General features: G+C 24.2%; 14 protein-coding genes and 1 pseudogene. 11 read left to right on the plus strand and 4 right to left on the minus strand.

Features of this window, described 5'->3' with window-relative positions; translation table 11 throughout:
* Window positions 1-59 precede the first annotated feature (59 nt).
* From nuoM to BUSG_RS03315, 6 genes are all read left to right on the plus strand, one after another.
* Window positions 60-1,565 carry an NADH-quinone oxidoreductase subunit M gene (gene nuoM / locus BUSG_RS00845; protein ID WP_011053693.1) on the plus strand — a complete coding sequence of 502 codons (1,506 nt, stop codon included), beginning with the start codon at window positions 60-62 and terminating at the stop codon, window positions 1,563-1,565.
* A 31-nt stretch (window positions 1,566-1,596) separates the two neighbouring features.
* Window positions 1,597-3,057 carry an NADH-quinone oxidoreductase subunit N gene (locus BUSG_RS00850; protein WP_011053694.1) on the plus strand — a complete coding sequence of 487 codons (1,461 nt, stop codon included), beginning with the start codon at window positions 1,597-1,599 and terminating at the stop codon, window positions 3,055-3,057.
* Window positions 3,058-3,216: 159 nt separating this feature from the next.
* Window positions 3,217-4,056: a TerC family protein gene (locus BUSG_RS00855; RefSeq protein WP_158294246.1), complete on the plus strand. Its 840-nt coding sequence runs from the start codon at window positions 3,217-3,219 to the stop codon at window positions 4,054-4,056.
* A 110-nt stretch (window positions 4,057-4,166) separates the two neighbouring features.
* Window positions 4,167-5,423, plus strand: a complete 1,257-nt coding sequence (folC, locus tag BUSG_RS00860) for a bifunctional tetrahydrofolate synthase/dihydrofolate synthase (protein ID WP_011053696.1) — start codon at window positions 4,167-4,169, stop codon at window positions 5,421-5,423.
* Window positions 5,424-5,445: 22 nt separating this feature from the next.
* A complete protein-coding gene (locus tag BUSG_RS03340; protein ID WP_044006045.1) occupies window positions 5,446-5,643 on the plus strand; it encodes a CvpA family protein in 198 nt (65 codons plus the stop codon).
* A gap of 5 nt (window positions 5,644-5,648) precedes the next feature.
* Window positions 5,649-5,903, plus strand: coding sequence for a CvpA family protein (locus BUSG_RS03315; RefSeq protein WP_071812947.1), 255 nt, complete (start codon window positions 5,649-5,651; stop codon window positions 5,901-5,903).
* Between the two features lie 87 nt (window positions 5,904-5,990).
* Here the strand turns inward: BUSG_RS03315 and BUSG_RS00875 are convergent, their stop codons facing one another.
* Window positions 5,991-6,938, minus strand: coding sequence for a ribose-phosphate pyrophosphokinase (locus BUSG_RS00875; RefSeq protein ID WP_011053697.1), 948 nt, complete (start codon window positions 6,936-6,938; stop codon window positions 5,991-5,993).
* A 69-nt stretch (window positions 6,939-7,007) separates the two neighbouring features.
* Entirely contained in the window at window positions 7,008-7,886 is an 879-nt protein-coding gene (ispE, locus tag BUSG_RS00880) for a 4-(cytidine 5'-diphospho)-2-C-methyl-D-erythritol kinase (protein WP_011053698.1), read from the minus strand.
* Window positions 7,887-8,217: 331 nt separating this feature from the next.
* On the opposite strand from ispE, the gene prfA reads away from it, so the two are divergent.
* The 3 genes from prfA (at window position 8,218) to sirB1 (ending at window position 11,101) form a co-directional block, all read left to right on the plus strand.
* The gene (gene prfA, locus BUSG_RS00885) at window positions 8,218-9,303 is read left to right on the plus strand and encodes a peptide chain release factor 1 (protein ID WP_011053699.1); all 1,086 of its coding nucleotides are present in this window, start codon (window positions 8,218-8,220) and stop codon (window positions 9,301-9,303) included.
* Window positions 9,300-10,127: a peptide chain release factor N(5)-glutamine methyltransferase gene (prmC, locus tag BUSG_RS00890; protein WP_011053700.1), complete on the plus strand. Its 828-nt coding sequence runs from the start codon at window positions 9,300-9,302 to the stop codon at window positions 10,125-10,127. Before prfA ends, prmC begins: the two co-directional genes overlap by 4 nt.
* 164 nt (window positions 10,128-10,291) lie before the next feature.
* Window positions 10,292-11,101 carry an invasion regulator SirB1 gene (gene sirB1 / locus BUSG_RS00895; RefSeq protein ID WP_011053701.1) on the plus strand — a complete coding sequence of 270 codons (810 nt, stop codon included), beginning with the start codon at window positions 10,292-10,294 and terminating at the stop codon, window positions 11,099-11,101.
* Window positions 11,102-11,119: 18 nt separating this feature from the next.
* On the opposite strand, the gene nadE is transcribed toward sirB1, so the two are convergent.
* Window positions 11,120-11,926 carry an ammonia-dependent NAD(+) synthetase gene (gene nadE / locus BUSG_RS00900; protein ID WP_011053702.1) on the minus strand — a complete coding sequence of 269 codons (807 nt, stop codon included), beginning with the start codon at window positions 11,924-11,926 and terminating at the stop codon, window positions 11,120-11,122.
* A 121-nt stretch (window positions 11,927-12,047) separates the two neighbouring features.
* Between nadE and BUSG_RS00905 the strand changes: the two genes are divergently transcribed.
* Both BUSG_RS00905 and pta read left to right on the plus strand, forming a co-directional pair.
* Entirely contained in the window at window positions 12,048-13,259 is a 1,212-nt protein-coding gene (locus BUSG_RS00905; RefSeq protein WP_011053703.1) for an acetate kinase, read from the plus strand.
* A gap of 53 nt (window positions 13,260-13,312) precedes the next feature.
* The gene (gene pta / locus BUSG_RS00910; protein WP_011053704.1) at window positions 13,313-15,442 is read left to right on the plus strand and encodes a phosphate acetyltransferase; all 2,130 of its coding nucleotides are present in this window, start codon (window positions 13,313-13,315) and stop codon (window positions 15,440-15,442) included.
* An 8-nt stretch (window positions 15,443-15,450) separates the two neighbouring features.
* Here the strand turns inward: pta and yfaE are convergent.
* Window positions 15,451-15,710, minus strand: a pseudogene (gene yfaE / locus BUSG_RS03150) (class I ribonucleotide reductase maintenance protein YfaE).

Below are 15,710 nucleotides of genomic sequence, written 5' to 3' on the forward strand. Positions count from 1 at the left end.
AATTTTTACATCCTTTTTTTGATTATATTAATATAATAAATAATAGGAATATACGTCTAATGTTGCTTTCTCTATTAGTTATAATTCCATTTCTTAGTGGTATTTTTTCATTTTTTTCTTTTAGATTCCAGAAAAATATTCCTCGTTGGATTGCATTGACAGGAATGGGATTAACTTTATTAACTGTTATTAGAATATGGTTTTTTGAAGATTATTATACTTATCAAATACAAAGTTACACTCATTTAAGTTATCAATTAATATTGCCTTGGATATCAAGTTTTGGAATTCAATTTCATATTGCTGTTGATGGTTTTTCAATTGTCATGCTTTTTTTAACTTTATTTTTAGGGATAATTGCTATTTTGTGCTCATGGAATGAAATTAAAAAAAATGAAGGATTTTTTTATCTGAATATTATGCTTGTTTTAATGGGTACAATTGGTGTTTTTATTGCTTTTGATTTATTTTTATTTTTCTTTTTTTGGGAAATTATACTTATTCCAATGTATTTTTTAATTTCATTATGGAATCAAAAAAAAGAAGATAAAAAAAAATGTATAAATATTGCTAATAAGTTTTTTATATATACTCAAATATCAGGTTTAATAATGTTAGCATCAATTTTATTATTGGTTTTGAATTATTATATTAACAATAAAATTTTGACTTTTAATTATGATTTGTTACTTATTCAACCAGTTGATAAAAGTATAGAATATATTATTATGTTAGGTTTTTTTTTAGCCTTCATTATAAAAATGCCGATTGTTCCCTTTCATGGATGGTTAGCAGATTTTCATGAAAGATCTCCATATTGTGGTGCTGTTGACATAATTGGTGCTTTATTAAAAACTGCTCCATATGGTCTTTTACGCTATAATAAAATGCTTTTTCCGAATGCAACAGAACAGTTTGCACCTATAGCGATCTTTTTAGGTTTTTTGAGTATGTTTTATGGAGCTTGGGTTGCTTTTTCTCAAGTCAATATTAAACGTTTAATCGCTTATTCGTCTATTTCTCATATGGGATTAATGTTAATTGCTATTTACGGTGGTAATGAAATATCTTTTCAAGGCTTAATCATTCAAATTTTATCTAATAGTATATCTACTTCTGCTTTGTTTATTTTATCAGGTCAAATTTACAAATATCTCAAAACACAAGATATAAGTGAAATGGGAGGATTATGGACGAATATTTATTGGATTCCAGGTTTTTCTTTATTTTTCGCGTTATCTAATTTAGGTATTCCAGGAACAGGGAATTTTATTGGTGAATTTTTAATATTATTTGGTATATTTAAAGAACATCCACTTGTGTCTATAATTTCTACAATAGGTATTATTTTTTCATCTATTTATTCTTTAAACATGATTCAAAAAATATATTATGGTTTATCTAAGCATGATTTTCCTAAATTTTTTTTAAATATAAAAGAATTTTGGATATCAATAGTACTGATTTTTGCATTAATTTTTTTAGGTTTAATACCTCAAAAAATATTAAATATTTCATTTGAATCGATACATTTTATATATAATTTTTCAAAAAGAATTCAGTAATTCTATTTTAAAGATAAGGTTATGATTAATAATGATAATTAATCTACAAGAATTAATAGCACTTTTACCTTTTTTAATTTTACTACTAACTGTAGTAATAGTTATTTTATCTATCTCTTATAATCGCAATCATTTTTTTATTGCTTTTTTAACTATAATCAGTTTAATAGTTAGCCTTTGTTCATTGTATTTTTTAATTGCTATAGTTCCTATTGATATCACTAGTTTGTTTCATATTACCAAACGTTCTATTTTATATATAAGTATGATTATAATTTCTAGTATCGCCACTTGTGTTTTTGCTTATCCTTGGTTGTTAAAATATGCTTTTAATAAAGAAGAATTTTATTTGTTAACGCTTATTTCGACATTAGGTGCTATTTTTTTAACTATTTCTAATCATATGGCGTCTTTATTTATTAGTGTTGAGTTAATGTCTTTACCAATCTTTGGTTTGATTGCTTATTCTAATTCTCAAAAATATTCTTTAGAAGCATCTTTTAAATATCTTGTTTTATCTGGTGTTTCTTCTTCTTTTTTATTGCTTGGTATTTCATGGATATATGCTATTTCTGGAAATCTTAGTCTTTTGTGCTTAAATCAAATTTTTTCCGATTTATCAAATAGTGAAAAAATGATGGTTTTATTCGGTATAATTATGGTATTAATGTCTTTTTTCTTTAAATTATCTATGGTTCCTTTTCATTTATGGACAGCTGATATTTATCAAGGAACTCCTGCATCTGTTTTGTCTTTTTTTTCTGTTTCTGGAAAAATCGCAATTTTTAGTATTTTACTTTATTTTTTTTCATACTTTTCAGTTTTTGATAATAAAGTAATATTTTTAATATTGTCATTAATTAGTTTTTTTTCAATATTATTTGGTAATTTAATGGCTATATTTCAAACGAATATCAAAAGGTTTTTTGGTTATTCATCTATATCACAAATAGGTTATTTATTAATAATACTGCTTGTATCAAAAGATGAGTATTTTTTTTCTGTGCAAACTGGTGGGATTTTTTTACTTAATTATTTGTGTACTAATATAGTATATTTTGGTGTTATTAATTTATTTTCTAATTCTTGTGACTATGATATAGATTCAATTCATTTATACAAAGGTTTATTTTGGGTACAACCTCTTTTAGCTAGTATAGTTACAATTGTACTACTTTCTTTAGGAGGAATTCCTATAACTTTAGGATTTTTTGGGAAATTTTGTATTTTTTCTATTATTATAAAAAATCATTTATGGACTATTGGTGCTTCATTCTTGATTGGTACAATATTAGGTTTATATGGCTATTTAAGATTAATTGTTAATATGTATTTAAATCCATCGGAACAATCATTCATTAATGATATAAAAAAATCTAATTTTTGGTTATGTAGTCCTTCCGGGATTTTAATATTCATTTCTGGAATAATGTTATTGATATTAGGAATATATCCTAATCCATTAATTAACTTGATAAATTCAGTTCAATAATTTAATAAGTTAGTTTTTATATGAAATTGATCATTTTTATTAAAAAATATAATAAGAATATTTTTAATGATTTATTTTTTTATCTCATCATTGTTTTTTTTGATTTTAATTACGTTAATGTTCAGTAAAAATATTTTTAAAAATATAAAAAAAATAAAATTGTTTTCTAAAAATAATTTTTTTTTCTATTTTCTTTTATTTGTATTATTTATTTTTATATTTTGGTTAGTTGTTTATACTGATCAAGGAATTAAAGTAGCCAATCAGAAAATCATTTATTTTTTAACTAGTTACTTTTTAGAAATTTTACTTTCAATTGATAATGTTTTTGCATGGTTTTTTATCTTTAAATCTTTGAAAATACCACTGATTTATCAGAAAAAAGTTTTATTGTACGGTTTATGGGGTGCTTTAATTCTACGTTCTATTTTTTCTTTTTCTGGAAGTTTTTTGTTTTCTAAATGGCATTGGATTTTATATTTATTCGGGGGATTTTTTATATTAACTAGTTTAAAATTTATTTTTTTTTCTAATTTAGAATGTGATAATAAAGAAGAAAATATAAAAAAATTATGGATTTATAAATTTTTTAGAGTTACTGAGAATATTAATAACGAAAATTTTTTTGTAAAGATTGAGAAAAAAATATTTATTACGCCTCTATTTGTATCTCTCATTCTTATAGAATTAAGTGATATTGTATTTTCAGTAGATAGTATCCCTGCTGCTTTATCTGTTAATAACGATTTATTTATTATTTTTTCTTCAAATTTTTTTGCTGTTTTAGGTTTAAGATCTATGTATTTATTTACAGCATATTTTTTAAAAAATTTTCCTATAATGAAATATGCTTTATCACTTATTTTAATGTTTATTGGATTTAAAATATTAATTGAAAAATTTTTTACTTTTTCGATTTTTTTAACTCTTGCTGTTATACTGATAATATTAATTACTACATTTTTAATAAATTTAATTTTTAATTTAAAAAAATGTTAATAATTTTAAAAAAAATATAAAATTTTTTATTAGTAGTGAAAAACATTATTTTTTATGTCATTTTTTATTTTTAGTAAATATATAAAAATTTTTTTTAATAAATTGAAAATATGCACAAAAAAAAATATACCTTTTCTATGTGGATGAAATATTTAGAAAAATTTGATAAAAAAGATAGAAAAAATCTTTTTGAATTAAAACTTATTGCAAAAAAATTAGGTTTATTAAACTTAAAATCCTTTTTTTTTACTGTTGGTGGCACTAATGGAAAAGGAACAACCTGTGCAATGTTAGAAAAATTACTTTTGGATTCAGGTTATCAAGTAGGATTATATACCTCCCCCCATCTTATAAATTATTCTGAAAGAATTAAAGTTAATGGATTATATCTTAGTGAAAAAGATCACATTTTTTCTTTTTTAATTATAGATGCTGAAAAAGGTAATGTTTCTTTAACTTACTTTGAATTTATTACTCTTTCAGCCTTATTTCTATTCAGTCAATATTCTTTGGATATAATAATATTAGAAGTAGGTTTAGGAGGACGTTTAGATGCAACTAATATTATAGATTCAGACTTATCTGTTATCACTAATATAGGGATTGATCATACTTCTTGTTTAGGAACAGATCGAATTAGTATCGGTCGTGAAAAATCTGGGATTTTTAGAAAAGGCAAAATTGCAGTTATTGGAGAAAAAAACATCCCAATTTCTGTTGACGAAATAGCTAAAGAAAAAAAAACAATTTTAAAAAAAATTGATGTAGATTGGTTTTGGACAAGAACAAAAATTGATTCATGGAATTTTATTCATTCAAATATTGAATTATATAATCTTCCAGTTTCTCGAATACCTTTGTCTAACACTGCTATTGCATTAGCATCTTTATTCTATTCTGGTTTAGAAGTTAATTTAAAAAAATTAAAAAGTAGTATTTCTAAAGTGCAATTATCTGGTAGATTTCAAACAGTTTTTAATTCTCCTCGAATCATTCTCGATGTTGCTCATAATGTTCATGCGGCCTTATATCTATCAGAAAAAATTGATGAAATAGATACAGAAGGACAAATATATGCAGTTTTTGGAATCTTAAAAGATAAAGATGTTGCAGGAGTTGTTCAAGTATTACAAAAAAAAATTAACTACTGGTATGTTGTAAACTTAAAAACAAATCGTAGTGCTAGTATAAACTATTTAAAGAAAAAGTTATCCCTTAATAACGCTCTTTTTTTTAATAATATTAATGAAAGTTGGCAAGCGATTAAAAAAGTAATAACTAAAAAAGATATTATTTTAGTCTTTGGTTCTTTTTTTACTGTCTCTGAATTTATGTCTATAAAAGATAGAAGATTAACATTGTATTAAAAATATAATTTTGGAAAAAAATATGATTTTTATAGATTATGTTTTTCTTTTAATTATTTTTAGTTCTTTTTTTTTAGGATTATTTCGTGGTTTTATTCAAGAATTAATTTCTTTTGTACGTTTGTGTTTTAGTATTTATTTTTTCAGTAATTATCATTATTTCAATTCTTTTTATGTAAAAAAATCGAAATTTTTTTTTGAAAACGATTTTTTTTTATAATTATAATTTTTTTATTGTTTTATATTTTAGACGTTATTTTAAATTTTTTTATAAAAAAAATATTTATAAAAATTGGATTGTCATATTTAAATATTTTTTTAGGAGCTATATTTGGTTTATTGCGTGGAATTATATTAGTTTTTTTTATTCTTTTTTTTATTTGCTATTTAAATAATTTAGTTTATTTACATTATTTAAAGCACTCTTTATTAATTAACATTTTATTTCATCTAAAAGATTATGTATTATTAAATTTCTAGTGATTTTAATAATTTTTTGAAAATGCTAAGCACATTAATAAGAAATATAGTGTGCTTAGGATTATTAAAGTTATTTTAAAAAAATTCTTAATGTTCAAACATAGCAGAAATAGATTCTTCATTACTAATTCGTCTTATAGCTTCTGCTAGCATACCTGCTAACGTTAAAGTTCTTACATTTGGTAATAATCTAATTTTTTCTTCTAATGGAATAGTATCACATACAACTACTTCATCAATAACAGATTTTTTTAAATTTTCTGATGCTTTTCCAGAAAAAATAGGATGTGTAGCATATGCAAAAACTCTTTTAGCTCCTCTTTCTTTAAGAGCTTCAGCTGCTTTGCAAAGTGTTCCTCCTGTATCAATCATGTCATCAACCAAAATACAATCTCTATTTGCTACATCACCAATAATGTGCATGATTTGCGAAATGTTAGGACGAGGCCTCCTTTTGTCTATAATAGCCATATCTGTGTCATAAAGAAGTTTAGCAATAGCTCGAGCTCTTACTACTCCTCCAATATCTGGTGAAACAACAATTGGATTTTTTAATTCTCTTTGTAGCATATCTTCTAAAAGAATTAAACTTCCAAAAACATTATCTACAGGTACGTCAAAAAAACCTTGTATCTGTTCTGCATGAAGATCTACTGTCAGTACTCGATCAACTCCAATACTGGATAAAAAATCAGCGACTACCTTAGCAGTAATTGGCACACGTGCTGATCTTACACGACGATCTTGACGAGAATACCCAAAATAAGGTATTACAGCTGTAATTCTACCAGCTGATGCTCTTCTTAAAGCATCTACCATCACGACTAATTCCATAATATTGTCATTAGTAGGAGAGCAAGTAGACTGAATTATGAAAACGTCGCTACCTCTAACATTTTCATTTATTTGAACACTAATTTCACCATCACTAAATCTACCTACAGCTGCGTTTCCTAAATTTATATAAAGTCGATGAGCAATAAATTTTGCTAATTTTGGAATAGAGTTTCCAGCAAATAATTTCATATCTGGCATAAAAAAACCTTGTTTTTTTTATTTAAAAGCGTGTTTTTTAATTATTTCCACATTAAACTAATTTAGTTTTTAGTTAAAAAGATTTATGTTTTTTTTATAAAAAGCATGATGTAATGGTGAAACGTTGACACTTTTCACAATAGTTCCTTGAACGTTGTGAGGAAGCAGAGAATGTATTTTTTGTGCAGATTTTTTGTCATTAAATTCAGCAAAAATACATGATCCTGTTCCAGTAATACGTGAAGGGGCATAAAGAGATAACATAGAAATTAATTGTTTTATTTTTTTAAATTTTTTTTTAATTACGTTTTCAAAATCGTTATGAAAACGTGATCTTAATAAAAAATCAATCGGTTTTTTTATTGTATTTTTTTTAATAGAGTAAATAGAAAATATATTTTTTGTTGATATTGAAATATTAGGATAAACAATTAAATACCATTTTTCTTTTCTATGAATAGGATATAAAATTTCTCCTATTCCTTCAACAATTGTTGTTTTTCCCATGATAAAAGCAGGTATATCTGATCCTATTTTTAAACTTAATTCAGCTAATTCTTGTAAAGTAAATTTTGTTTTCCATAAATTATTTAATACTACTAATGTAGTTGCAGCATTAGATGAACCTCCTCCTAATCCGCTTCCAATAGGTATTTTTTTATTTAAAAAGATTTTTGCTCCAAAATGAGAAGTTTTTTTTCCCAAAGAATGTAATGCTTTTTCTTTTAATAATTCAGCTGCAGTAATGATGCTATTTTTTATGTTTACAAGTGAATTACTTTCAGTAAATAGCTCAATAGTACCTTTTGTGTTTGGAATAATCGTCAACGTATCACCATAGTTAAGAAATTGAAATAAGCTTTGTATATAATGATATCCATCTGAACGAATACCAGTGACATAAAGAAATAAATTAATTTTTGCAGGAGATGGCCATGTATTTATCATTTTAATATTTGTATCTTAAAATAATTATTTTTTATATTCATGTTAGTTAAAATTATACTGAAAAATGTTAAAAATGATATAATCATTTTAATTGAAAATTTTTTATTTTTATCTTTTGTTTAAACTACATATAGAATATTTTTTTTATTAAAATTTTTAATTTAAAATTATTCTTATATATTTTTTTAAAAAAAAGAGTTGTTTATTAAATAACATATTGAATAAAGAAAATTTTTATATTTGCATATGTATAATTAATGCTGTGAAATTTTTTATTCTTTTAACTTAACAAAGTTGTTTGTAAGATAAATTATAAATAGGATAATATTTTATGAATTCGTCTATTTTTAATAAATTAAAATCCTTAAGAAATCGTTATGAAGAAATTGAAATTATGCTTTCTCAAAAAGATACTATATCAAATCAGGAAAAATTTAAGAATCTATCTAAAGAATATTTACAAATTTCAGAAATTGTTAAAAATTTTATTAAATGGGAAAAACTAGAAACTGATATTAAAAATATTAATTTATTATTTAATGATGTAGAAATGCATGACATAGCTCAAGAAGAGCTTTTTATAGTAAAAAAACAAAAAAAAAAATTAGAAGAAAAAATTAAAATATTATTACTTCCTGTAGATCCTAATGATCAGCATAGTTGTTTTATTGAAATTAGAGCAGCAACAGGAGGAGACGAATCTTCAATTTTTGCTGGCGAATTATTTAGAATGTATACGCGTTATGCTGAAAATTATATGTGGAAAACAGAAATAATGAGTTCAAGTGAAAATGAAAGAGGAGGATTTAAAGAAATAATAGCTAAAGTTACAGGAAAAGGTGCATGTGGTCGTTTAAAATTTGAATCTGGAGGGCATCGTGTTCAAAGAGTACCTGAAACAGAATCTCAAGGAAGAATTCATACATCAACTTGTACTGTAGCTATTATGCCTGTGAGACCTAAAACTAAAAAAGAAGAAATTAAAGTTTCTGATTTAAAAATTGATACCTTTCGTTCCTCTGGTGCAGGTGGTCAACATGTAAATACTACTGATTCTGCAATTCGCATCACTCATATTCCTAGTGGAAATGTAGTAGAATGTCAAGATGAAAGATCACAACATAAAAATAAAGCTAAAGCTTTATCTATTTTATCTGCTCGTGTATACGCTGATAAATTAGCAAAAAGTCAAAAAGAAAATTCGTCTATGAGACGTATTTTATTAGGAACTGGTGAAAGATCAGATAGAAATAGAACATATAATTTCGCTCAGAACAGAATTACAGATCATAGAATTAATCTTACTATATACAAATTAAATGAAGTTTTACAGGGAAAATTAGACTTACTTATTGATCCAATAATGCAAGAGTATCAAGCAGATATGCTTTCTTCTTTATCTGAATTTAAATTATGAATATAAACTATTGGTTAAAAAAAGCAATTAAAAAACTATCTCATTGTGAGAATCCTCGATATGAAGCTGAGATTTTATTAAGTCATGTTTTAAAATGTACACGTATTGCAATTATAATTAATCAAGAAATTGATTTAAGTAAAGAGCAATATCAAAAATTAAACAATTTTATTTATAGAAGATCTATAGGTGAACCTATAGCCTATATAATAGGAAAAAAAGAATTTTGGTCTTTATCTCTTTGTGTGTCGTATAAAACACTTATTCCTAGACCAGATACTGAAATTTTAGTAGAAAAAATACTGTCTAAAGTTAATAAAAATTTCAGATCAATCCTTGATTTAGGAACAGGTTCCGGAGCGATCGCTTTAGCTTTAGCTAGTGTTTGTTCTCATTGGAATATTATTGGTGTTGATAATTCATATTCAGCACTTAAAATAGCTAAGATAAACGGATTGAAATTAAATTTAAAAAATGTAGAATTTTTTTATAGTAACTGGTTTTCTCATATAAATGAGAAATTTCATATTATTGTCAGTAATCCTCCTTATATCGGTATAAAAGAAATACAGTCACTTAAAAAAGATATTTTTTATGAACCATTTAATGCATTAATTTCAAAAAAAGATGGATTACTAGATATTGAATTAATTATACAAAAAGCAAGTCAATATTTATTTGACAAGGGTTGGTTATTTATTGAACATGGATGGAAACAAAAATTAAAAGTGCAGTATTTTTTTAAAAAATATAATTTTTTTTGTATACAATCTTTTAAAGATTATGGAGGTAATGATCGAATTACTTTTGGTCAAAAAAAATGATAAAATCATTAAAATACCATATTGAATAAAATAATTTAATATTTTTTTATATAAAAAAAATAAAAAATATAATTTTACATTATGATTAAATATATATTAATATATCTCTACCTTCAAATTTTAAATTTTTTATTATCTAAACAATATTTATATAACTAATAACTATGAAATCTTTTTCCAATATTGATTTTTCTAAATTATCGCTTATTGATTCTATTATTGCGACTTCTCAAATAATTAGAGAAGATTTTCCTACAAAATTTGTAATTTCTGATTTATATAATAAGGTAAAAGAAGCCAAATTTTATATTTCATCTGAAATTGAACCAAACTTAAAATTAAAAAAATTGCTGAAACTTTTTTATAAAACTTGGAATTTTGGTGCTGCGAGTGGTATATATAAACTTTCAGATGTTTTATGGATTGATAATGTTTTAAAAACCCGTCAGGGTACTGCTGTTTCTTTAGGTATTCTTTTTTTACATATTGCACAAGAATTAAAATTACCCTTAAATCCTGTAGTATTTCCTACACAACTCATTTTAAGAGCAGATTGGATAAATAAAAAAAAATGGTTAATTAATCCCTTTAATGGAGAAATGTTAGATCAACATACTCTAGAGGTATGGCTGAAAGGTAATATTAGTCCAACTGCAGAATTATATGAACATGATTTGTACAAAGCAGAATCTATTACTGTTATTCGTAAAATGTTAGACATATTAAAATCAGCTTTAATGGAAGAAAAAAAAATGGAATTAGCACTAAATGTAAGCAATTTACTATTACAAATCAATCCTAATGATCCATATGAAATTCGTGACAGAGGACTGATATATGCAAATTTAGAATGTAATCATGTTGCTTTAACAGATTTAATTTATTTTGTTGAACATTGTCCTGAAGATCCTATTAGTGAAATCATTAAAGTACAAATTCATGCTATTGAGCAGAAAAAAATGATATTGCATTAGTAATTTTTTTTAAATATTTTATCCTAAGTTAATTATTTTACGTTTATGTTCTGTTGTTAAATATAACCTTTCAATTATTTGTTTATTTAAAGAATTTACTTTTTTTCCTTCCAAATAATCATCAATTATATTATATTTTATACCTAATGCTACTTCGTCTTCTTTTTGTGGTTTCTCATCTTCAAGATCAGCAGTAGGTTTTTTTAAATATAAGTGTTTAGGACAGTTTAATTCTTTTAATAGAAATTTACCTTGTCTTTTATTTAATTTAGAAATTAAGTTAACATCTGTTCCGTTGTCTCCATATTTTGTAAAAAATCCAGTGACGTTTTCTGCTGCGTTTCCTGTTCCAACAACGAGTCCATTTGTTATAGCTGCAAAACTATACTGTACTTTCATTCTTTCTCTTGCTTTTTCATTGCCTTTGATATAGTCTGAGATTTGTATTCCTTGTTTTTTTAATGATCTTTCACTATTTAAAACTGCGTTTTTAATATTAATTGTAAAAATTTGATCTGGATTTATAAAATTAATTGCATCTCTGCAATCTTTTTCGTCTATTTGTACACCATAAGGTAATCTTAATGCGATAAATTGATAAGATTTTTCTTTTTTTTCTTTTCGTAACTCTTGAATTGATAACTGACATAATTTTCCAGTTAGAGTTGAATCTTGTCCCCCGCTGATACCTACTATTAACGTTTTTAAATGGGTATTTTCAATTAAGTATCTTTTTAATATCTGAATACGATTTTCTATTTCTTTTTTAGGTATAATTAGCGGTTTAACTCCTAATAATTCGATAATTTTCTTTTGTAATGTCATTTTTGTCCTGTTATTATAGTTTTATTTTAAACATTATCTTTTATACATAGAGTTCATGATTATATATTAAAAATAATAATTGCAAAAGTTTATATATAAAATATAATCTTTTAATAAAGAAATGGTAAAAATATTGAATAATTTAATTTTTGTATTGAATTGTGGCAGTTCTTCTGTAAAGTTTGCAATATTAAATCCTGATAATAAAAAGAAATATTTATCTGGTTTAGTAGAGTGTTTGTTTTTATCAAAAACATATATGAAATGGAAAGATTTAACAACAGAACATAAAAAATGTATCGGTTCTAATTTATCTCATAAAGATGCTTTAAACTTTATTTTTAATAAGTTTTTTTTGGAAAAAAAAGATATATATAAAAATATAGTAGGTATAGGACATAGAGTAGTTCATGGAGGAAATAAAATAAAATCGTCGACTTTAATAGATGATAACATTATTCAATTAATTCAAAAGGCTATTTCATTTGCTCCATTACATAATCCAGCAAATTTAATTGGTATCAAAACAGCCATAGAGAAATTTCCTATTTTTGCAAAAAAAAATGTAGCTGTTTTTGATACATCTTTTTATCAAAATATGCCAGAAACTTCATTTTTATACGCGATACCATATTTTTTTTATAAAGAGCATCATATTCGAAGATATGGCGCTCATGGTACAAGTCATCATTATGTTGCTTCCGAAGTTGCTTTGATTTTAAATAAAAATTTTAATTCACTTAATGTTATTACGTGTCATTTAGGTAATGGAGCTTCTGTTTCGGCAGTATGTAATGGAATATGCGTAGACACTTCTATGGGATTAACACCTTTAGAAGGATTAGTAATGGGTACTCGTAGTGGTGACATAGATCCTTCAATTATTTTTTTCATGTATCAAAAACTTGGTATGAGTATTGACGAAATTCATACAATACTTACAAAAGAGTCTGGTTTATTAGGTCTAAGTGGAATAAGTAGTGATTTTCGTTATTTTGAAAAAAAATACTATTTTGAAAAAAAAGCGAGATTAGCTGTAGATATATTCTGTCATCGTTTATCTAAATATATTGCTTCTTATATGTCTTTAATGGAAAATAATTTGGATGCTATAGTATTCACTGGAGGGATTGGCGAAAATGTGCCATTAATTAGAGAAATTACCTTATCAAAATTATTATTAATAGGTTTTAAAATAGATACTCAACGTAATCTTGGTATTAAAAATGGAAAACATGGATTAATTACTACAGATAAATCTCGTCCTGCATTTGTTATTCCGACAGATGAAGAATTAGCAATAGCTCAAGAAACTATTAAGATAATAAAATAAAATTAAAACTGTTTTATAGTATTTTCTACATTAAATATAAATAAAAAAAAATTATGTCACGAATTATAATGTTAATTCCTTTAAACAAAAAAGTTAGTTTAACAACAATAAGTTTAAGTATACTTTATTTTTTTAATAAAAAAGAACAAAAAAATTGTTTTAAGTCTTTTTCTTATTTACCTCTTATCAAATCAGATAATATAAACTTTATCAGGGCATATTTTTCAAAAAAAATAAATGTACTAGATGACATAAATTTTTTTAAGAAAAATTTTAATTCTGATGAATATTCTTATCTTTTAGATAAGATAATTAAGGAATGTTTTAATAAAAAAAAGATAAACGAATTCATTTTAATTAAGGGTATTAGTCGAAAAGAGCACGATGATGCAGATCAAATTAATTTTGATATTGCGCAAAATATAGATGCAGAAGTAATATTTATAGATAATTTAAAAGATTTTTCTTTAGGGTGTTTTAAAAGAAAAGAAAGAAAAATAAATGTGTTTTTACAACAAAAAAAATATAAAAATTTTTTAGGTTTAATATTTAGTGATATTAATTCTCCCTTTATTTTTAATAAAATGAAATATAATTTTTTTGATAAATTAATAATTTTGAAAAATACAAAAAAAAATACATGTATTCATGCAATTAAAAAAAATATTTTTTTTAATAGTTTTTTTCGTGTTATAGCTTTTATTCCTTGGAATAAAAAATTAGTTAAATCATCTGTAATAAATATTTTTAAATTTTTAAATGCAACTCTTGTTAATACAATAAGCATAAAAGATGCTTTTATAAAAAACATAACAATATTTGATGAAGATTCTTCAGTCATTTTAAAAAAAAGTTATGCTAATACACTAGTATTAATTTCTTCAAGTCGAATGGAAACGTTTTTCAAAACATTATATTTAGTATGCAAATCAAAAAAAATAGGTGCAATTTTATTAACAGGCGTATTAAAATTAAGTGAAAATTCTATTAAACTCTTGAAATTTTTAACCAATCAAGGTGTTCCTGTATTTTTTATAAAAGAAAACACAGTAGAAACGTTGTCTCAATTGCAAAAATTTAATTTTAATATTAATGTTCAAAACAAATATTTTATTAATAAATTATTAGAATATACCTCTAGTTTCTTTAATAAGAATCATTTAATTAGCTTAAAGAAAAAAACTACTAATTTTTATAAAAAAACATATTCACCTAAAGAATTTTGTTATCGATTAAAAATACTATCTAAAAGCAAACATAAACGTATTATACTTCCTGAATCATATGAGCCACGTATATTAAAAGCAGCTTCGATATGTCATCGATTAGGTATAGCAGAATGTATATTATTAGGTGATCCGAAAAAAATTTATAATATTGCAAATGAAAATAAAATTGATTTAAATAAAAATATTGAGATAAAAGATCCTATTTTAATAAGAGACCAATATGTCCCACGTTTATTAGAAATTCGTAAAAATAAAAAAATAGATGAAATTTTTGCAAGAAAGCAATTAAAAGATAATGTGATTTTAGCAACTTTAATATTAGAATCTGGTAAAGTTGACGGATTAGTTTCTGGAACAATTAATACAACAGCTAATACTATACGTCCAGCACTACAGATAATTAAAACTGATCCTATTTATTCTTTAGTATCATCTATATTTTTTATCTTGTTACCAAACGAAGTTTTAATTTATGGAGATTGCGCAATTAATATAGAACCAAATTCAAAAGAATTAGCTGAAATTGCAATTCAATCTGCTAATTCAGCGAAAATGTTTGGTATAGAACCACGTATAGCAATGTTATCCTATTCTACTGGTTTTTCTGGAACTGGATGGCAAGTAGAAAAAATTAGAGATGCTACTTCTATTGTAAAAAGTAAAAGACCTGATTTACTTATTGATGGTCCAATTCAGTATGATGCAGCAATTTCAAAAGAGGTGGCTAAGTTAAAAATTCCGTATTCGTCTATTTTAGGATCAGCTAATATTTTTATTTTTCCAGATTTAAATTCTGGTAATATAACCTATAAAGCAGTTCAAAGATCAGCTGATCTTATTTGTATTGGACCAATGCTACAGGGTTTAAAAAAACCAGTAAATGACTTGTCAAGAGGTGCATCAGTTGAGGATATAGTCTATACAATTGCATTGACATCAATTCAGTCTTTATAAAATTATTTTCATATTTTAATTATAATATTACCATCAGGTTCGCAACAGCATGGTAGAATTTCTTTTTTTTTGAATAGAGCTGCCATTGGTTGTCTTATTGAATAAGACACATTACCTTTTAATATTTCAATACGACATGCGCCACAGTAACCAGATTTGCATTGGTATTCAATTTTTATGTTATGTTTTTCTAAAATTGATAATAAAGATTTTTTTTTTTATAAATTATTGTTTTTTTATTGAGTACTTTAATAGTAAAATTATTCAT

This window comes from Buchnera aphidicola str. Sg (Schizaphis graminum), from assembly GCF_000007365.1.
Classification (GTDB): Bacteria; Pseudomonadota; Gammaproteobacteria; order Enterobacterales; family Enterobacteriaceae; genus Buchnera; species Buchnera aphidicola.